Below are 18280 nucleotides of genomic sequence, written 5' to 3' on the forward strand. Positions count from 1 at the left end.
ATCCAGACAGCCTGGACCGGCGGGATCAACATGCGTCGGGTTCTGGGGAAGTCATGGTTGATAGGGAGGGTGATGGGCAATTGGATTTTTGCTGATTGTGCCGTCCCCTTCGCGAGCAGGCCCGCTCCCGCAGGAATGTTACGAACACTGGAGATCCAATGTGGGAGCGAGCCTGCTCGCGAAGAACGATAACGCGGTCTACTTGCCAGTCATCCGCCACAAATACCAGGAAGCCACCGTCCGATACGGGCGCCACGCCAACCCGATCTCAACCATCTGCTTGCGCGTCGGCTGTACCTCCAGCCCCTTCAGCCGCCGATACCCCTCACGCACGCCAAAGTCATCGGCCGGCAGGATGTCCGGCCGCTCCAGGCTATAAATAAGCAACATCTCAACCGTCCAGCGCCCAACCCCGCGCAAGGTAACGAGGCGCTCGATCAACGCTTCATCCGCCATCGCCAACGCCGTGTCAAAGTCCGGCACCACACCGTTCAACGTCGCTTGGGCAATCCCTTGAATGGTCGCAATCTTGCTCGCCGAAAAGCCGCAGCTGCGCATTTGCTCAAAGTCTGTGGCCAGCACCTGCTCAGGTCGCGGAAACGCCACCGACGGAAACAATGCCAACAGCCGACCGACAATCGCATCACCGGCTTTTGCGTGCAGCTGCTGGTAGGCAATCGCCCGTACCAGCGATTCATAAGGATCGCGCGCCGCATGCGGTTGGTGCAGGCAAGGGCCGATGGCCGCGATGTGGCGCCGCCAGTCGTCATCGACGCGAGACAGGAACTCGGTCGCGAGTTGATACGGGGCGGCCATGTCGATCAAGCGTTTTCGGCCGGTTTCAGCAGGGCATTAACTTCCCCGTAAGTGAAGGCCTTGAGGTGCCTGCTGTCGAGTGTGCCGGTCTCCAGAAAACTCTTGGCCAGACCCGCCATGGCGCCGTACAAAAACTCGGCGATGCCCGAGCCGGCGCTCAAACGGCGTACGCCGAGTGCTTTCAAAGCTTCTGGCGAAGGCAGCCCCGGTAGCCCGAGCACATTCACTGGCAGGGTGGTGCCTTGGCACAGGGCGGCGATTTCGTACTCGGCACTCACGCCCGCCGCGAACAGCCCATCGGCCCCCGCGGCCTGATACAACGCTGCGCGCTTGAGTGTTTCGGCCACCCGGTCTTCAGCGGGAACCAGGCTCTTGAGATACACGTCACAGCGCGCATTGATGAACAACTTGACGCCACGACGCTCGGCCACCTGACGGGCGACTTCGATCTTGCGCACCAACAGTTCAGGCGCCGACGCGCCGTCCTCGATATTGATCCCGACCGCACCGGCGGTAATCACCGCATCGATGACGGCGGCGACTCGCGTCAGGTCATCGGAATAACCGGCCTCGATGTCCACGGACAAAGGCACCGAGATCACCCGGGCGATGGATTCGACGGTCGAGACCAGGCGTTCGAGGGGCAGGGCATTGCCATCGGGATAGCCGTGGACCCACGCCACTGCCGCGCTGCTGGTGGCAACGGCTTTACTGCCGAGTTGCTCCACCAACCGCGCCCCGGTGGCATCGGCGACGTTGGTGAGGATCAGCAAGCCGTCCTGATGCAGCGTGTGGAAATGCTGGTCGAGCCTATCCATCGAAAGTCCTTCCCTATGCAATGTACGAGTGATCAGAAGGCAAGCTGCCGGGTGATCTGGACTGCCGCATTTTCCAGTCTGAGCAGGAAGGCCTTGCGCGGTTGTCCTCCACCATAGCCCGTCAACGAGCCGTCTGCACCGATCACCCGGTGGCAGGGCACGACAATCGAAAGACGGTTATGTCCGTTGGCCAGCCCGACGGCGCGACTGGCGCCGGGCTTGCCGAGTATCGCGGCGATGGTGCCGTAGGTGCTGGTCTGGCCGTACGGGATATTCGCCAGTTCGGCCCAGACTTGCCGGGAAAAAACGCTGCCCGGCAAGTGCAGTGCAACGGTGAATTCCTTGAGCTGACCTGCGAAATACTGCGCCAGTTGCGCTTCAATCTGTTGCAAATGTGCGTTATGGCCGGGCGCTACCGCGTAGCCATAACGATTCTGCAGTGCCTCGACTTCCCGGGTCAGCGCCGGTCGATCAAGAAACTCCAGCAGCACCAGGCCGCGGCGTTCAGCCATGGCGATCATCGGCCCCAGCGGCGTGGTCAGGCGCGTGAACAACAGTGGCTCGCTGTTGACGGCGCGCCCTGGGGTGATGCGGAACGACTTTTGAAACGCATCGCGAAAACCGCTCAGGGATTCATAGCCGGAGTCATACGCCACGTCGTCGATGGAATCGCCTTGCTTGATCCCGCCCAGCGCCATGCCGAGGCGTCGGGTACGCAGCCAGGCGTGAAACGTCATGCCGAAATGCTGCTTGAACCAGCGGCGCAGTTTCAGCGGTTCGATGCCCTGGGCCAGCAACTGGGCGTCGGTCCAGCGTTGCTCAGGATCGGCTTCCACCGATTTGAGTAGCCGTTGCACCCAGTCGGGAGCGATGGCCGCGGCGTCCAGCGGCTTGCATCGCAGGCAGGCGCGGTAACCCGCGGTCAGACACTCGTCGGCGTGGGCGAAGAACTCGACGTTCTCCGGCTTCGGCTTGCGCGCCGTGCAACTGGGCCGGCAGAAGATGCCCGTGGTTTTGACCGCGGTAAAAAACACCCCCTCGTAGGCGGTGTCTCGTTCGAGCATGGCGCGAACCATCTCGGCGTGGGGCGGAAGCAAAGCGTTTTGTAGGTTCATGGGCTGAGCATAAGACGCGTCGAGCGTCGCCTCCACCGGAAAATCGACAGCGAATTCCCGTCGTCCGCGATTGACGCGATTGACGCGATTGACGGGATTGACGGGATTGACGGGATTTTATGTAGGAGCTGCCGAAGGCTGCGATCTTTTGATCTTGCTTGCCGCCATAAAAAATCAAGATCAAAAGATCGCAGCCTTCGGCAGCTCCTACAGGGTTCAGTGGTTCAGGCTCGGCGTGCCATCAGCAATACCGACGCCGCCGCCGACAACAACCCCGCGCAGCAACGGTTGAACATCCGCTTGCCCCGTGGCTCGGCAAACCAGCGGCGCATGTGCAGGCCCATGTAGGCGTAAGCGGCGATGGCGATCCACTCCAGCATCAGGAACAACGCACCCAGCACGGCGAATTGTGGCGTTATCGCGCGGGTCGAGTCGACGAATTGTGGCAGGAACGCGGTGAAGATCAGGATCGCTTTCGGGTTGCCGGCCGCCACCAGGAACTCCTGTCGCGCCAAGGCCAGCATGCCCACCGGCGCACTCGCCACCACGTTTTCTGCCGTCGGGTCCGCACGCCACAATTGCCAGGCGAGATACAGCAGATACGCCGCCCCCAGAATCTTGATCCCGTAGAACAATAACTCCGAGGTTTGCAGCACCACCGCCAGCCCGGCCGAGGCCAGGGCGATCATCCCGGCGAACGCCAGCAATCGGCCGATCCCGGCCAGGCAGGCGGTGCGATAGCCATAGCGAGTCGAGTTACTGACCGACAGCAAATTGTTCGGGCCGGGCGCCATGTTCAGGGCGAAGCAGGCCGGAAGAAAGAGGGTGAGGGTGGCGAGGTCCATGACGGGGCTCCTGGTACAAGAAGCGCATTTTTATCACGGATGGCGGGCGGTCCGGCCCATACAGCCGGCAATCGAAGTCACCGTACACTTGCCCCTCTGTAGGAGCTGCCGCAGGCTGCGATCTTTTGATCTTGATCTTAAAAAAAGCAAGATCAAAAGATCGTCCGAACGCGGCCCGAGCCTACGGCAGCTCCTACCTTGAGTGAACAGCATTGGATCTATGGCCTACGCTTGTCCACAGACGCACGTTCGGCGAGCAGGGTTTGCCCCTGAGCCCGATTCAAGCGGCACCCACAAAAACAATATTGGGAGACTACTCATGCAGGCCATGTTCCGTCGATTCAGCAGCTCCTTAGCCATTGCCATCACCGCCGCCCTGTTGGCGACGCCAGTCTTCGCCCTCGACACCGTCAAGTTCATGGCCCCAGGTTCAGTGGGGGGCGGTTACGACCAGACCGCGCGGGATCTGGGCAAGGCCCTGATCGAGGCCAAGGCAGCCAAAGCGGTCACCTTCGAGAACAAGGGTGGGGCCGGCGGGACATTGGGGTTGGCGCAATTCGCCAACAGCACCAAGGGCGATCCGAATGCGCTGCTCGTGGTTGGCGCGATCATGGTTGCCGGTATTGAGCAGAACAAACCGCAAATTACCTTGAAGGACGTGACGCCGATCGCGCGGCTGTTTACCGAGTACAACGTGATTGCCGTGCGCAAGGAGTCCGAATACAAAACCCTGGAGGACTTGCTGACCGCGTTCAAGGCCAAGCCGTCCAGCATCACCTGGGGCGGTGGCTCCAAGGGCTCGATCGATCACATCGGCATCGCCGATCTGGCCGGAAAAATGGACATTCCGGTGAACAAGGTCAATTACGTCGCCTTCGCCGGTGGTGGCGAGGTGGTTGCCCAGGTCCTGGGCGGGCAGATCAAGGTAATTACCGGTGGTTATGCTGAACTGGGCCAATACATCAAAAACGGCCAGTTCCGTGTGTTGGCCATCGGCGCGCCCGAGCGTGTCGCAGGCATTGATGCGCCGACCCTCAAAGAGAAGGGCTACGACGTGACGATCGGCAACTGGCGCGGTGTTTACGGTGCAGCGGGCCTCACGCCAGAACAGCGCAAAGAAGTGACCGACGCCGTGCTGGCCGCCGCGAAGACCAAAGGTTGGCAGGACAACATCACCATCAACGCATGGTCACCGAGTGTGTTGACCGGGGATGATTTCGGCAAATTTGTCGACGAAGAACACGTTCGGCTGCATGGAATGCTGGTCAACGTCGGGCTGCTTTTGAAATGACCGGGACTCAAAAAGTAGTGCCGGCGCAGCTGGCGATTGGCGCCGGCATCGTGGCGATCAGTGCCGTGCTCGCATTCGGGGCTTTCCGGTTTCCGCCCGAAATGGGTTTTGTCATTCTCGGCGCCCATGTCTACCCCTATGCGCTGGCGGCATTTCTGGGCGTGGTCGGGCTGTTCCTGATTTATCAGGCATTCACCGGTGGTTTCCGCGAATTGGCCGACCACGACGACGAATCCGCCAAAGCGCAGCCCGGCGGCAAACTCGGCGCGGCCTGGGTGACGGCGGGACTGGTTGGCGTGGCCTTGCTGATCAACCTCATCGGATTCGTCCTCGCGGCCGGGTTGTTGTTTGCCTGTTCGGCGCGAGGGTTTGGCAGTCGCCGTCCGGTGCGGGACCTGGCCATCGGCATCGCCCTGACCCTGCCGATTTACTGGTTGTTCAACGCCGGGCTTGGGGTTTCCCTTCCGCCCCTTGTCAACGCCTGGATCTGACCCGGGCCGAAGGAGATCACCCAGGTGGACATTCTCTCAAGCTTGGCAATGGGTTTTGCCGCCGCGCTGACACCGATCAATTTGATGTGGGGCTTCATTGGTTGCCTGCTTGGCACCGCGATCGGTGTCTTGCCGGGCATCGGGCCGGCGCTGACCGTTGCATTGCTGCTGCCGATCACCGCCAAGGTCGATCCCACCGGGGCGCTGATCATGTTTGCCGGTATCTATTACGGCGCGCAATTTGGCGGCTCTACCACCTCTATCTTGCTCAATACGCCAGGGGAGTCGTCCTCCATGGTCACGGCCCTGGAAGGCAATCTCATGGCCCGTAACGGCCGGGCAGGACCGGCCCTGGCAACGGCTGCTATCGGTTCATTCGTGGCGGGCACCATCGCCACGATTCTGCTGACGCTGTTTGCGCCCATCGTGGCGACACTGGCGCTGAAATTTGGCCCGGCAGAGTATTTCGCAATTCTGGTGCTGTCGTTCACGACCGTGTCGGCGGTGCTGGGCGCGTCGATGTTGCGCGGTTTCGCCTCACTGGGGATTGGCCTGACCATCGGCTTGATCGGCCTCGACTCGACCTCGGGCATTGCCCGGTACACCTTGGGCGTACCGGAGCTGGTGGATGGCATCGAAGTCGTGCTCGTCGCGGTCGGGTTGTTCGCCGTCGGCGAGGCTTTGTACAGCTTGTTGTATCAAAAAGAAGAAACGTCCGGCCGGCACCGCTTGACCTCGTTGTGGATGACCCGTGCCGACTGGAAGCGCTCGGTGCCGGCCTGGCTACGCGGCACCCTGATCGGGTTTCCGTTTGGCTCGATTCCGGCGGGTGGCGCCGAGATTCCGACGTTTCTGTCCTATTCGGCCGAACGCAAACTGAGCAAATACCCCAAAGAGTTTGCCGGCAGTAAGGGCGAGGGGGCCATTGAGGGAGTCGCCGGTCCCGAGGCAGCCAACAATGCGAGCGCGACCGGGTCCCTGGTGCCACTGCTGACGCTGGGCATTCCAACGTCCGCGACGGCGGCGATTCTGTTAGCCGCGTTTCAGAACTACAACCTGCAACCGGGGCCGATGCTTTTCCAGACGTCGGGAGACCTGGTCTGGACCCTGGTCGCTTCGCTCTACATCGGCAACGTCATCCTGTTGGTACTGAACCTGCCGTTGGTGGGGCTTTGGGTCAAGCTCCTGCAGATCCCCCGACCGTACTTGAATGCCGGCATCCTGGTGTTCGCCACCATCGGCGTGTACGGCATGCGCCATTCTTCCTTCGACCTGCTGCTGATGTTGGCCATCGGCTGGGGCGGGGTGTTGATGCGTCGTTTTGACTTTCCGGTGGCGCCAGTCATCGTCGGGATGCTGCTGGGGCCAATGGCCGAAAAACAGCTGCGCAATGCGTTGTCCATTGGCGAGGGCGACTGGCTGATTTTTGTGACGCAACCCATCGCGGCGTCCTTCCTCGCGCTGACGCTCCTGGTACTGGTGGTGCCTCATCTGCTGCATGCTCGCGGCATCAAACTGCACGAGGATGATTGATCGAACATCCCACTGCGCCAAACACAGGACCCGTAGCAGCTGGCGCAGCCTGCGTTCGGCTGCGCAGCAGTCGTGAACATGAGTGCACGGTCTTCCTGAATGACCTCATCGCCAGATTTTACGACTGCTGCGCCGCCGAACGCAGGCTGCGCCAGCTGCTACAGAGAGCGTGCCATAGCAGGACATCAACGTCAGACATTGGGCAGTTTTCTTCAATACGGGGTGCCGGGCGCTCATTACCTTGAACGTTGAATCCACTGAATTGAAGAAGGTGTGCAATGAGTTTGATTATGTCCATGGCGGCGTTTGCGCTGGTGGCCTCGATTACGCCGGGCCCGGTGAATATTGTGGCGTTGAGTTCGGGGGCGCAGTTCGGTTTTCGTGCCAGCCAACGGCATGTTGCCGGGGCGACGCTGGGCTTCGTGCTGTTGTTGGTGTTGATGGGGCTGGGGTTGCATGAGGTGTTGCGGCGTTGGCCGTCGCTGACACGGGTGGTGCAACTGGCGGGGGTGGCGTTCTTGTTGTTCATGGCCTGGAAACTGGCGGCGGACAATGGTCGTCTCGACGCGAAAGATACCGGTCGTGCGCCGTCGATGTTGTACGGCGCGGTCATGCAATGGCTCAACCCGAAAGCCTGGCTGGCGTGCGTGGCGGGAATGGGCGCCTTCGTCGCCGACGGCGAAGCGCGGCTGGTCTGGCAGTTCGCGGCGGTGTACCTGGTGATCTGCTATCTGTCCGTCGGCTGCTGGGTCTACGCCGGGACGTTCCTGCGGGGGTACCTGAGTAATCCTGCGGGCATGCGCTTGTTCAATCGGATCATGGCGTTGTTGCTGGCAGTGAGCGCCGTGTATTTACTACTGCCGTAAACCACTGTGGTGAGGGGATTTATCCCCGTTCGGCGGCGAAGCCGTCGTAATACCTGAGCGCTGCATTTGCCTGCATGAACGCTGGGGCCGCTTCGCCGCCCAACGGGGATAAATCCCCTCGCCACAGGGAACTAGCCACAAGGGACTAGCCACAGGGGATTGGGTTGGTTTTAGCCGCGATACTGCCCCGGCGTCGCCGCCAGGTGCTGCTTGAACGCCCGCTGAAAATGCGCCTGATCGGCAAACCCCGCTTCCAGCGCCACGTCGGCGATCAGCCTGCCGTTGCGCAATTGGTCCTGGGCGAACTGAATGCGTCTGTTGACCAGGAACGCATGCGGCGTCATGCCGTAACGCAACTTGAAAGCGCGAATCAGGTAGGACGGCGACAGCTGGGCCGCCTCGCAAATGTCTTCGAGCTTGAGCATTTGCGTGCAGTGGTCGCGGATGTAGTCGGCGGCACGCTCAAGCTTGTAGTTGGGTTCGCGTAGCGGTTGATCGCCGGGGTCGAGGCGTTGCTGGACCTCGGTAAAAAACTCTACCGCAGCGCTGTGCTTGCCCAGCACGTCTTGCTGCGGATCGACCAATACGTCGTACAAGCCCTTGAGGCCAGCAAACAGGCTGGCGTCGCGCAGATGGGTGATGGCGAACCGGCGCAAAGCCAGGTCGTGGCTGAATCCGAGTTGATGCTGCAAATCGGTAAGCCACGCCGTATCGACATACAACATCAGGTACGACCACGGCTGATCATCAATGGGATTGCAGGCGTGAACATCACCGGGGTTCATCAGGACTACGGTGCCGGCGCTGACCTGAAACTCCGATTGCTCGTGAACATAAGTGCTGCGCCCGGCGGTGATTGCACCGATGGAAAAGTGCTCGTGGGAATGACGGGTGTAGCAGACCTCACGCCCATCGGCGATGGAGCGGGCTTCGATGAAAGGCAGGGCGTCGTCGCGCCAGAAGCGCGGGGCCTGGTCAGCGTTTTTGGCAACGGGGTGCTTCATAGTCAGTGTCCTCGGCAGGCCAGCCCCGGAGTGTATTAGCTCTCGCCGTCAAAGGCTCGCTGCAACGCCAGAGGCAGGAGGGCAGTTTTTTGAACGCGTTGCATGGTGGCTGTCCTCTACGGGTTGCTCATGCCGCATGCTGTTACCTGTAGGAGCGAGCTTGCTCGCGATGGTCGTTAACGATAACGCGGGTTTACTGGGTAAACGTGGCGCTCTTGAGTCAGTCCATCGCGAGCAAGCTCGCTCCTACAGCAAAACATTGTGCTCATGCGAGGACTTTCAGCGTAGCCAGCCTGCGGTCGTCTGGCCGTACCGTACATCGACAAATGTGTGTGTGGATTTTGCATTGAAGTGAGTCTAAATGACCGCGAAATGAGTCATAACGACCAATTCCGCATGAGGTCATAATGACTCATTAAAATCTATCTTTTTGATTTATAAGCACAAAATTTCTGGCATGAGACTTGAAACATCAAACGTACAACTGAACTGCTTCGGGAGTACGAAAAAATGTTCGATTTCTTCAGCAATCCTCTGAACGTTCTGCACCTATCGAGCAAAGTCCTTGGCACTGGCCTGGCAATGCTCCTGGCCGGTATCTACGGCGCTTACCTCTACGACGGTCACATGCCGATTGTGGTGTTGGTGATGATGCACGCCATGACCATCATCGGTCCGACCTTGATCAAAATTGGCTACGTGATGCGCCTGTTATCGCAGCATCGGTTGGGTAAAGGCCTGATCGGCGCGGTGGCCTGACATGCGCAGGTTCGCCGATACGCCAGTCTTCAGCCTCGGGTTTCGACCGTTCTTTCTCGCCGGCGCGGGGTTTGCGGCGATTGCGGTGGCGATTTGGGCATTGTGGCTATACGGCCGCTTGCCCGGCGCGCAACCCATCGGCGGCATGCTGGCCTGGCATCGCCATGAAATGCCGTTCGGTTTCGCCACGGCGATCATCGCCGGCTTCCTGCTGACTGCGGTGCCGAACTGGACTGGCCGCCCGGCGCTTAAGGGCTGGCCGCTGATCGGCCTGCTGCTGTTGTGGTTGTTGGCCCGGCTGGCGTGGCTGATGCCCATACCGCCGGCGTGGTTGCTGGTCTTGCAGCTACCTTTTTTGCCACTGCTGGCCTGGGTGCTGGGACGGGACCTGGTGGCTGCCAGCAAGCGCGAAAACTACCCGATTCTGCTGATGATTGCGTTGCTGGCCGGCTGTCAGGTGCTGACCTTGTCGGGCCTCTGGACTGATGACACTGGCCTGCAACGACGCGGTGTTCTGGCCGCCTTGTGGCTGGTCGGTGCGCTGATGAGCGTGATTGGCGGGCGAGTGATTCCGTTCTTCATACAGCGCGGCTTGAGCCGCCCCGCAACGCCCGCAGTGAATCCATGGCCCACTTATGTGTTGTTGATCGGCGGACTGCTCGTAGCAGTTTCGTTTGCCGCCGGTTTGAACGACGTCCCGAGGCTTTGGCTGGCGGCGTTGTTTCTGCTGATCAGCGCATTGCATCTGCTGCGCCTGTGGCGCTGGCATGATCGGGGCATTTGGCGGGTGCCGCTGCTCTGGTCGCTGTACCTGGCTTACGCATGGTTGGCTTTGGCGACGTTGGCGATGGCGTTGTGGCACGCCGGCCTGATGTCGCAACAAAGCCTCGCCACCCATTCACTGGCCGTGGGCGGTATTGGCGGGTTGATTCTGGCGATGATCGCACGGGTCAGCCTGGGTCATACCGGGCGCGTGTTGCAGCCCTCCAAAGCCGTGGTCCTGGGGTTTGCCCTGGTGCTGCTGGCCGGTGTGTGCCGAGTGTTGCTCGTGCCGTTTTCGGTGACTGGGCTGGGCGTGTCGGCGCTGCTCTGGTGCACGGCTTTCGGCGTGTTCCTGACGCACTACACCGGCATCTTGCTCAGGCCGCGCGTCTAGCGGCGCAACCCACCCTGGTCCGCGATCCATTGCGTAGCCACATCGATGAACGCCCGTAGCTTCGGTTGCGTCTGAGTGCGACTTGGGAAGTACAGGTACAACGCCGAACTCAACGGCACATAGGGTTGCAGTACCCGCTCCAGTTGACCGTTCGCCAGTTCCTCGCTGACTTCCAGATCACAGGCGTAGGCTAATCCCTGTCCGTTGCGGGCAACGGAGACCAGCAGCCTGCGGTCATTGACGATCACACCACCCTCGACGCCGACCGTGAAGTCCCGCCCGTCACGACGAAACTCCCAGCGGTGCGCGCTGCCGGAATTGGCAAACCGAAAGCCGATGCATTGATGCCGAGTCAGGTCTTCAGGGCTGAGCGGCTTGCCGGCCTTGGCGAAGTAAGCGGGCGAGCCCACCACTGACCATTGCAGGTCGGGTGTCAGGCGCACGGCGATCATGTCTTTCTCGATGGATTCGCCCAGCCGGATCCCGGCATCGAATCCACTTTCCATCAAATCGACCGTGGCGTCGTCCAGGGAAATATCGAGGGTGACTTTTGGGTAGGCCTGGCGAAACAGCGGAATCAGCGGCTCGATCAACAGGCTGCCCGAGAGGCGCGGCGCAGTGATGCGCAGCGTGCCCATGGGTTGATCGCGAAAACCGCTGAGCACGGCCAGCGCCTCGTCAATTTCACTGGCTGCCGGACGCAAGCGGGCAAACAGGCTGGCGCCGGCTTCGGTCAACGCCACCCGGCGCGTGGTGCGCTGAAACAGCAGCACCCCGGTGCGGCGTTCGAGCAATTTGATCGCGTGGCTGATGGCCGTGGGCGTCACCGCCAGGCGAGTCGCGGCGAGGGTGAAGCTTTTGTGCTCGGCCACCGCCAGGAACTCGGTCAAACCGTCGAACGGATCGTGATTCATCTCGGTGCCATTATGAAAGACAGTTTCATAGTGCTTGTAGCACGAGGGCATTTTTCCAATCAATCTTCCTGCGTACCTTGTGCTCACCCCAACCGCAAACAAGGAACTCAATCATGACCACTTCCCACCACTTCAAACGTGTCTGGCTGATCACTGGCGCTTCCCGCGGCATCGGCGCCAAGATTGCCGCCGCCGCACTGGCCAATGGTGATGCCGTGGTGGCGACTGCGCGTGATGCGAGCACCGTCACCCAACGCTTCGGTACTCAATCCGCCTTGCTCGCGGTGTCGCTGGATGTGACCAACGAAGCTCAAGGCATTGCAGTCGCCAAGGCTGCCATCGACCACTTCGGGCGTATTGACGTGCTGGTCAACAACGCCGGTTTCGGTCTGTTGGGTGCGGTGGAAGAAGCCACCGCCGATGAAGTGCGGCGCGTGTATGAAATCAATGTCTTCGGTTTGCTGAATGTCACACGCGCCGTCCTGCCGCACATGCGCGCCGCTCGCAGTGGGCATGTCATCAACCTCTCCTCGGTGGGCGGTTATAAGTCTGGGCCGGGTTTTGGCGTCTATTGCTCGACCAAATTCGCCGTCGAAGGCTTGAGCGAAGCGCTGCACGCCGAGTTGTTACCGCTGGGCATCAAAGTGACGGTGGTCGAGCCCGGTTACTTCCGTACCGAATTCCTCGAAGGCAATTCCCTGGTCGAATCGCCGGCCTCGATTACCGACTATGACAGCACGGCGGGTGAAGTCCGCAAGATTGCCAAGGCCGTGACCCTGAACCAGCCTGGCGATCCGGACAAGCTTGCGCAGGCCATGATCGTGCTGGTGGAAGCGCCAAAAGCACCACTGCGCTTGCCACTGGGCAGTGACTCCGTCGCGGCGATCGAAGCGAAGAACAGCTTCGTCGCCGATGAGCTGCAAACTTGGCGCGAAGTGTCCGTCTCCACCGACTTCTAACCCCCACCGCACGCTGCAATCTTTTGATCTTTGGCGTCCCGAACCTCGCCAAAATCAAAAGATCGCAGCGTGTAGGGGCTGCCGCAGGCTGCGATCTTTTGATCTTCGGCGTCCAAAACATCGCCAAAATCAAAAGATCGCAGCCTTCGGCAGCTCCTACATAGCGCGCCGTCCATGGTGACCGGTGGTCGATGAACCGGTCTCGCCCGGCAATTTGCGCTTAGCTGAAAGGATAACGCCGACCTTTGCTCAAAAAAAAACGGCGTCACCGTGAGTCTGAGGAAATTCGCCATGCTGACCCTTAACATCAATGGCAAGGATCAGGAGCTCGATGTCCCTGCAGACATGCCACTGCTCTGGGTCCTGCGCGATGTCGCGCACCTCACCGGTACCAAATTCGGTTGTGGCATGGCCCAGTGCGGAGCCTGCACCGTACACATCGACGGCGCGCCGCTGCGTTCCTGTATCACACCCGCCACGGCCGTGGCCCATGGGCAGAAAATCATGACCATCGAAGGCCTGTCCACCGACGGTTCCCATCCGGTGCAACAGGCCTGGGCCGAACTCGATGTGGTGCAGTGCGGTTATTGCCAGTCCGGGCAAATCATGTCTGCCGCCGCGTTGCTGGCGAAGATCCCCAAACCCACCGACAGCGACATCGATCAGGCGCTCTCCGGCAACATCTGTCGTTGCGGCACCTACCCAAGGATCCGCGCAGCGATCAAGCGCGCCGCCGACATCGGTTGATGGGAGTCATGACTCATGAACAGCATCAATCCGTTTTCACGCCGTGGTTTTCTCCAGGGCAGCGCCTTGCTGGGCGGTGGGCTGGTGGTGGCGTTCGTTATTCCCGGCGGCCATCGCTTTGCCTTCGGCGCCGAGAATCAAGGCAACGTGTTCGCACCGAATGCCTTCTTGCGAATTGGCAATGACAACAGCGTGACGGTGCTGCTCGGCCATTCGGAGATGGGGCAGGGTATCTGGACCGGCCTGACCATGTTGATCGCTGAGGAACTGGACGCCGACTGGTCGAAAATCCGCGTCGAACATTCTCCCGCATCGGCGGCCGATTATGGCCTGGCCGGGTTTGGCGGGATGCAAATCACCGGCGGTTCGACGTCGACCTGGATGGAGTTCGACCGCTACCGGCAGGCTGGCGCGGCGGCGCGCATGATGTTGATCGACGCCGCCGCCAAGCGCTTCAACGTAGCCCCCTCGCAAATCCGTACGGAATCGGGTGTCGTGATGGCCGGCGACAACCGTGCCACGTATGGCGAGCTGGCCGATGACGCCGGCCAGTTGCCGGTACCGGAACCGGCCTCGATCGCGCTTAAGGAGTCCAAGGACTGGAAGCTGATCGGCAAGCCGACCCAACGCCTGGACACACCGGAAAAAATCACCGGCCGTGCGAAGTTCGGCATGGACGTGCAGTTCGATGGGCTGCTGACCGCCATGGTCGCTCGCCCGCCCGTGTTCGGCGGCAGCGTCAAATCCTTTGAAGGCGCCGAAGCGCTTGCGGTACCGGGCGTGCACAAAGTGGTGCAGGTCCCTACCGGCGTGGCGGTGATTGCCGATCATTACTGGGCGGCGAAACTGGGACGCGATGCGCTGAAGGTCGAGTGGGACCTGGGGCCGAACACTGGGCTCGACAGTCAGCAGCTGCTGGAAAGTTTCCGCAAACTGGCTGCCACTCCCGGGCTTTCGGCGAGTAAGGCGGGCGATACCGAGGCTGCGTTGGGCAAAGCGGTGAAGACGATTGATGTCGAGTACAGCGTGCCTTACCTGGCGCACGCGCCGATGGAACCGCTCAATTGCACGGTGAAAATCAGTAAGGACAAGTGCGAGATCTGGACGGGCACCCAGTTTCAGACAATGGATCAAATGATCGCCGGGAAAATTACCGGGCTCAAACCCGAGCAGGTCGAGATTCATACCGAATTTCTTGGCGGCGGTTTCGGTCGCCGGGCCAATCCGACCTCGGACTTTGTCGCTGAGGCGGTGCAGGTGGCCAAGGCGGCGGGCGCGCCGGTGAAAACGGTGTGGTCCCGCGAGGACGATATTCGCGGTGGTTACTACCGCTCGGCGTTCCTGCATCAGGCGCGGATCGGCTTGGATGCCGGCGGTTTGCCCATTGCCTGGAAACACGTAATGGTCGGGCAGTCGATCATGGACGGCACTGCGCTTGCGGCGACCATGGTCAAGGATGGCATCGACAAAACCTCGGTCGAAGGCGTCGCCGACAGCCCTTACCTTGAAGACCTGGCCAATCACCAGGTGGAACTGCACTCACCGAAAACCGGCATCAGCGTGTTGTGGCTGAGATCGGTGGGTCACAGTCACACCGCATTCGTCATGGAATCGTTGATCGATGAACTCGCGGAAGCCGCCGGCAAGGGCCCGGTGGAATACCGACGAACGTTGCTCAAGGCGCATCCGCGACACCTGGGCGTGTTGAATCTGGCGGTAGAAAAAGCCAACTGGAATGCCCCCTTGCCGGACGGCCATGCGTTGGGTGTCGCGGTGCATGAGTCGTTTGGCAGCTACGTGGCGCAGGTCGCCGAGGTGTCCCAGGACAACCTGGCAATCCGTGTGCACCGGGTGGTGTGTGCGGTCGACTGCGGGATTGCGGTCAACCCGCGCAGCATCGCGGCGCAGATGGAGTCGTGCATCACCTTTGGCCTCGGGTTCACCTTGCACAGCAAACTGACCTTCAAGGGCGGGCAGGTGGTGCAGTCCAATTATCATGACTACCAAGTGTTGCGGCTGAACGAAATGCCGGTGGTCGAAGTGCACATCGTGCCCAGCACTGAAAAGCCTGGCGGAATCGGCGAGGCGGGTGTGCCGCCCACGGCGCCAGCGGTGGCCAACGCGGTGTTTGCCCTGACCGGGCAGCGCTTGCGGGAACTGCCGCTGCAATTGTCGGGGGTGTGAGATGAAACGACATCATTGGTTGCTCGGCTCGGTGTTGCTGGTTTGCCTTGCTATCTATGCCACGGATCTGTTGGCCGATGACAAACAGTCATTGCAGGCCTTCGACACTGTGCAGAAAGTCTTCCAGAGCCCGCGTTGCCAGAACTGCCATATTCCCGGTGATTCGCCGTTGCAGTTCGACGCTGGTGTTGCGCATGCAATGAACGTCGTGCGCGGTATGGACGGCAAAGGTGCGGCGGGTTTGCCTTGTGCGACGTGTCACGCTGAAGCCAATCCTCCGGACAGTTATGGCCCGAAAGCTCCGCCGGGAGCACCGCATTGGAGTCTGCCGCCGGCAGCACGCAAAATGGCCTGGATTGGCCTGCCAGCCGACAAGTTGTGCGCCCTGATCAAGGACCGCGCCAGTAACGGCGACCGCGATTTTGCAGCGCTGATCAAGCATGTCAGCGAAGACAAGCTGGTGCTTTGGGGCTGGAACCCGGGCGGTAATCGCGCTCCGGTTCCCGTGCCGCACGACATTTTTGTCACTCAATTCAAGCTTTGGGCGGACGCTGGAGGGCCGTGTCCGGTACTGGGAAGTTGACCGGCGGTCCGTTAGCGTGGAGTCAAACCGGGTATGGGCGACTCTAAAGTGCACACCCGCCAATGGAGTAAGTGATGCTGATCCGAGGCAAGCCGGTCAAATCAGGCGTTAGCGCAGACCCCAGGCGCACGCCACAGCAGGCGCGTGAAATGCTGCGCGACCTGGCCCGCAAGGCTGAGCAAGACGTCATCGGTGTGCAGATGGCGAGCATGGATGAGTTGACGCTGCTACCCAACCGCCATGGTTTCATCGCGCTGGCCCAACTTGGCCTGGATGCCTGTCAGCAGCTGCAAACATCGGCGAGCCTGCTGTTTTTTGACCTCGATAACTTTAAGCACATCAACTACCTGTACGGTCGAGCCGAAGGCGATGATGCGTTGAAAACCTTCGCGGACGTGCTGCGCATTACCTTTCGCGAAAGCGATGTGATCGGTCGACTGGGCAGCGATGAATTCGTTGCCTTGCTGACCGGTTCGAGTGCCGTGGACGTCAGTGCGATCAAGGCGCGGCTTGAGGAAATTCTCGATGAGCGCAATGCCACGGTCCATCGCGGCTATGACATTCGTTTCAGCATCGGGCAGATTGAATACGACCCTGTGCTGCATCAATCGGTGGAGAGCCTGCTGGAAGTTGCCGGCCTTTAAAGGATCAAAAGATCGCAGCCTGCGGCAGCTCCTACAGTGATCGGTTATCGCATGGTCATGGATGAACACAATTCCACCGGGTAACGCGTTGTATGGATGAACTCAAATCCTCTGTAGGAGCTGCCGCAGGCTGCGATCTTTTGATCTTGATTCACTTGGCAAACAACTGCCCGATATCCTTGAACGCCTTGAACTCCAGCGCATTACCGCACGGATCGAACAGAAACATCGTCGCCTGCTCACCCACCAACCCCTGAAACCGAATGCCCGGCTCAATGACGAATTGAGTGTCGAGGGATTTCAGCCGCTTGGCCAAGGCCTCCCAATCGTCCATGCCCAACACCACCCCAAAATGCGGAACCGGCACGTCATGCCCGTCCACGGCGTTGGTATGGGCCGCTTCTTGTGCAGCGTTTTTCGGTGCCAGGTGAATCACCAATTGATGGCCAAAGAAGTTGAAGTCCACCCAGTGGTCACTGGACCGACCTTCTTCGAGGCCGAAGACTTCACCATAGAAATTGCGTGCCGCCGCCAGGTCATACACCGGGATGGCCAAATGAAAAGGGGAGAGTTGCATGGGTATTCCTCATCGCGCTGCTGATCGTTGGTGTCGAGTTTAGCGCTGTGCTTTTTGATTGAAAGACGATAGTTTTTGCGTCGAGCACAAATTATTTCGATCAATCGAGAACGCCATGCTGCGGGAACTGAAAACTTTCATTGCCGTGACCCGCTACGGAACCTTCGCGGCGGCCGGGATGCACATCGGTCTGACGCAATCGGCGGTTAGCGCGCAGATGCGCAATCTGGAGCAAGCCTTGGGTATTCGCCTTTTCGATCGTACCGGGCGCCAGGCGATTCTCAATGCGGCGGGCCAACGGGCGCTGCCGATGGCCAAGGAAATGCTGGAAACCTTCAGCCGCATGGCGATCAGCGATGACGTTGGCGACTGCCGTGGTGAGTTGAAAATCGGCGCGGTGGCGACGGCTCAGACCGGGCTGCTGCCCCAGGCGTTGTTGCGATTGCGCCAACAGGCGCCGCTGCTGGAGCCGAAACTGGTGCCCGGCGTGTCGTTGAATCTGTTGAGTCAGGTCGATACCGGGGAAGTGGATCTGGCGATCTTGATCAAGCCACCGTTCGAGTTGCCAAAGGAATTGTCAGCGCAAGTGATTCGGCGCGAGCCGTTCGTGTTGATCGTGCCGCCCGACCTTGAAGGCGATGATCCGTTGCAGTTGCTGGCGGAGCATCCTCATGTGCGCTACGACCGCAATTCATTCGGTGGACGCCTGGTGACGCGGTTTTTGCGTGAGCAACAGATCGACGTGCACGTCGCCCTGGAGCTGGATGAACTGGAAGCCATCGTAAAAATGGTCGAGTGCGGGCTGGGGGTTTCGTTGCTGCCTGAAGCGGGGCTCTGGCTCGAATATGGCGCGAAGGTCCGGATCGTACCGCTGGGCGAACTGACGTTCTATCGAGAGATGGTGTTGCTGCAGCGCTATAGCCAGCGCATGCAACCGATCCAGCAGTTGTTTGCCCGCTGCCTGATTTGAAGATCAAA

At 60.4% G+C, this 18280-nt stretch carries 19 protein-coding genes; 12 read left to right on the forward strand and 7 right to left on the reverse strand.

Annotated features, from left to right (window positions below; genetic code table 11):
* Positions 1-198: 198 nt before the first annotated feature.
* The 4 genes from ACA052_RS12760 to ACA052_RS12775 form a co-directional block, all read right to left on the reverse strand.
* Entirely contained in the window at positions 199-816 is a 618-nt protein-coding gene (locus ACA052_RS12760) for a DNA-3-methyladenine glycosylase family protein (protein WP_497649990.1), read from the reverse strand.
* Between the two features lie 5 nt (positions 817-821).
* Positions 822-1634 (reverse strand): isocitrate lyase/PEP mutase family protein, encoded by an 813-nt coding sequence (locus tag ACA052_RS12765; RefSeq protein ID WP_497649991.1) that lies wholly within the window; start codon positions 1632-1634, stop codon positions 822-824.
* Between the two features lie 32 nt (positions 1635-1666).
* Complete coding sequence (locus tag ACA052_RS12770; protein ID WP_497649992.1) at positions 1667-2749, reverse strand: bifunctional transcriptional activator/DNA repair enzyme AdaA; 1083 nt, start codon at positions 2747-2749, stop codon at positions 1667-1669.
* A 224-nt stretch (positions 2750-2973) separates the two neighbouring features.
* Positions 2974-3594: a LysE family translocator gene (locus tag ACA052_RS12775; RefSeq protein WP_497649993.1), complete on the reverse strand. Its 621-nt coding sequence runs from the start codon at positions 3592-3594 to the stop codon at positions 2974-2976.
* Between the two features lie 319 nt (positions 3595-3913).
* Here ACA052_RS12775 and ACA052_RS12780 point away from each other — a divergent pair, with 319 nt between their 5' ends.
* From ACA052_RS12780 to ACA052_RS12795, 4 genes are all read left to right on the forward strand, one after another.
* On the forward strand, positions 3914-4885 hold the full coding sequence (locus ACA052_RS12780; protein WP_497649994.1) for a tripartite tricarboxylate transporter substrate binding protein: 972 nt from the start codon (positions 3914-3916) through the stop codon (positions 4883-4885).
* On the forward strand, positions 4882-5376 hold the full coding sequence (locus tag ACA052_RS12785) for a tripartite tricarboxylate transporter TctB family protein (protein WP_497649995.1): 495 nt from the start codon (positions 4882-4884) through the stop codon (positions 5374-5376). Before ACA052_RS12780 ends, ACA052_RS12785 begins: the two co-directional genes overlap by 4 nt.
* A gap of 24 nt (positions 5377-5400) precedes the next feature.
* The gene (locus ACA052_RS12790) at positions 5401-6909 is read left to right on the forward strand and encodes a tripartite tricarboxylate transporter permease (RefSeq protein ID WP_497649996.1); all 1509 of its coding nucleotides are present in this window, start codon (positions 5401-5403) and stop codon (positions 6907-6909) included.
* 278 nt (positions 6910-7187) lie between these two features.
* Positions 7188-7775, forward strand: a complete 588-nt coding sequence (locus ACA052_RS12795; protein WP_497649997.1) for a LysE family translocator — start codon at positions 7188-7190, stop codon at positions 7773-7775.
* Between the two features lie 170 nt (positions 7776-7945).
* Here ACA052_RS12795 and ACA052_RS12800 read toward each other — a convergent pair whose 3' ends face one another.
* A complete protein-coding gene (locus tag ACA052_RS12800) occupies positions 7946-8779 on the reverse strand; it encodes a helix-turn-helix transcriptional regulator (RefSeq protein WP_497649998.1) in 834 nt (277 codons plus the stop codon).
* A gap of 510 nt (positions 8780-9289) precedes the next feature.
* On the opposite strand from ACA052_RS12800, the gene ACA052_RS12805 reads away from it, so the two are divergent.
* Together ACA052_RS12805 and ACA052_RS12810 are read left to right on the forward strand one after the other, a co-directional pair.
* Positions 9290-9538: a transmembrane sensor/regulator PpyR gene (locus tag ACA052_RS12805; protein WP_497649999.1), complete on the forward strand. Its 249-nt coding sequence runs from the start codon at positions 9290-9292 to the stop codon at positions 9536-9538.
* A gap of 1 nt (position 9539) precedes the next feature.
* Positions 9540-10694, forward strand: coding sequence for an NnrS family protein (locus ACA052_RS12810; RefSeq protein ID WP_497650000.1), 1155 nt, complete (start codon positions 9540-9542; stop codon positions 10692-10694).
* Here the strand turns inward: ACA052_RS12810 and ACA052_RS12815 are convergent.
* The gene (locus ACA052_RS12815; RefSeq protein WP_497650001.1) at positions 10691-11608 is read right to left on the reverse strand and encodes a LysR family transcriptional regulator; all 918 of its coding nucleotides are present in this window, start codon (positions 11606-11608) and stop codon (positions 10691-10693) included. The genes ACA052_RS12810 and ACA052_RS12815 overlap by 4 nt on opposite strands.
* Positions 11609-11721: 113 nt before the next feature.
* Between ACA052_RS12815 and ACA052_RS12820 the strand changes: the two genes are divergently transcribed.
* The 5 genes from ACA052_RS12820 to ACA052_RS12840 all read left to right on the forward strand — a co-directional run bounded on the left by ACA052_RS12820 (position 11722) and on the right by ACA052_RS12840 (position 16725).
* Entirely contained in the window at positions 11722-12567 is an 846-nt protein-coding gene (locus tag ACA052_RS12820) for an oxidoreductase (protein ID WP_497650002.1), read from the forward strand.
* A 291-nt stretch (positions 12568-12858) separates the two neighbouring features.
* A complete protein-coding gene (locus ACA052_RS12825) occupies positions 12859-13314 on the forward strand; it encodes a (2Fe-2S)-binding protein (protein WP_497650003.1) in 456 nt (151 codons plus the stop codon).
* 15 nt (positions 13315-13329) lie between these two features.
* Complete coding sequence (locus ACA052_RS12830) at positions 13330-15498, forward strand: xanthine dehydrogenase family protein molybdopterin-binding subunit (protein WP_497650004.1); 2169 nt, start codon at positions 13330-13332, stop codon at positions 15496-15498.
* A 1-nt stretch (position 15499) separates the two neighbouring features.
* Positions 15500-16081: a hypothetical protein gene (locus tag ACA052_RS12835; protein WP_497650005.1), complete on the forward strand. Its 582-nt coding sequence runs from the start codon at positions 15500-15502 to the stop codon at positions 16079-16081.
* A 74-nt stretch (positions 16082-16155) separates the two neighbouring features.
* A complete protein-coding gene (locus ACA052_RS12840) occupies positions 16156-16725 on the forward strand; it encodes a GGDEF domain-containing protein (protein ID WP_497650006.1) in 570 nt (189 codons plus the stop codon).
* Positions 16726-16876: 151 nt separating this feature from the next.
* Here ACA052_RS12840 and ACA052_RS12845 read toward each other — a convergent pair whose 3' ends face one another.
* Entirely contained in the window at positions 16877-17302 is a 426-nt protein-coding gene (locus tag ACA052_RS12845) for a VOC family protein (protein WP_497650007.1), read from the reverse strand.
* Between the two features lie 115 nt (positions 17303-17417).
* On the opposite strand from ACA052_RS12845, the gene ACA052_RS12850 reads away from it, so the two are divergent.
* Entirely contained in the window at positions 17418-18272 is an 855-nt protein-coding gene (locus ACA052_RS12850) for a LysR family transcriptional regulator (protein WP_497650008.1), read from the forward strand.
* Positions 18273-18280 lie beyond the last annotated feature (8 nt).

The sequence above is a fragment of the Pseudomonas sp. LBUM1644 genome (assembly GCF_059716195.1).

Coding starts and splice junctions, on each gene's coding strand:
- ACA052_RS12760 (WP_497649990.1), bottom strand. CDS start 816: ATGGCCGCCCCGTATCAACTCGCGACCGAGTTCCTGTCTCGCGTCGAT.
- ACA052_RS12765 (WP_497649991.1), bottom strand. CDS start 1,634: ATGGATAGGCTCGACCAGCATTTCCACACGCTGCATCAGGACGGCTTG.
- ACA052_RS12770 (WP_497649992.1), bottom strand. CDS start 2,749: ATGAACCTACAAAACGCTTTGCTTCCGCCCCACGCCGAGATGGTTCGC.
- ACA052_RS12775 (WP_497649993.1), bottom strand. CDS start 3,594: ATGGACCTCGCCACCCTCACCCTCTTTCTTCCGGCCTGCTTCGCCCTG.
- ACA052_RS12780 (WP_497649994.1), top strand. CDS start 3,914: ATGCAGGCCATGTTCCGTCGATTCAGCAGCTCCTTAGCCATTGCCATC.
- ACA052_RS12785 (WP_497649995.1), top strand. CDS start 4,882: ATGACCGGGACTCAAAAAGTAGTGCCGGCGCAGCTGGCGATTGGCGCC.
- ACA052_RS12795 (WP_497649997.1), top strand. CDS start 7,188: ATGAGTTTGATTATGTCCATGGCGGCGTTTGCGCTGGTGGCCTCGATT.
- ACA052_RS12800 (WP_497649998.1), bottom strand. CDS start 8,779: ATGAAGCACCCCGTTGCCAAAAACGCTGACCAGGCCCCGCGCTTCTGG.
- ACA052_RS12805 (WP_497649999.1), top strand. CDS start 9,290: ATGTTCGATTTCTTCAGCAATCCTCTGAACGTTCTGCACCTATCGAGC.
- ACA052_RS12810 (WP_497650000.1), top strand. CDS start 9,540: ATGCGCAGGTTCGCCGATACGCCAGTCTTCAGCCTCGGGTTTCGACCG.
- ACA052_RS12815 (WP_497650001.1), bottom strand. CDS start 11,608: ATGAATCACGATCCGTTCGACGGTTTGACCGAGTTCCTGGCGGTGGCC.
- ACA052_RS12820 (WP_497650002.1), top strand. CDS start 11,722: ATGACCACTTCCCACCACTTCAAACGTGTCTGGCTGATCACTGGCGCT.
- ACA052_RS12825 (WP_497650003.1), top strand. CDS start 12,859: ATGCTGACCCTTAACATCAATGGCAAGGATCAGGAGCTCGATGTCCCT.
- ACA052_RS12830 (WP_497650004.1), top strand. CDS start 13,330: ATGAACAGCATCAATCCGTTTTCACGCCGTGGTTTTCTCCAGGGCAGC.
- ACA052_RS12835 (WP_497650005.1), top strand. CDS start 15,500: ATGAAACGACATCATTGGTTGCTCGGCTCGGTGTTGCTGGTTTGCCTT.
- ACA052_RS12840 (WP_497650006.1), top strand. CDS start 16,156: ATGCTGATCCGAGGCAAGCCGGTCAAATCAGGCGTTAGCGCAGACCCC.
- ACA052_RS12845 (WP_497650007.1), bottom strand. CDS start 17,302: ATGCAACTCTCCCCTTTTCATTTGGCCATCCCGGTGTATGACCTGGCG.
- ACA052_RS12850 (WP_497650008.1), top strand. CDS start 17,418: ATGCTGCGGGAACTGAAAACTTTCATTGCCGTGACCCGCTACGGAACC.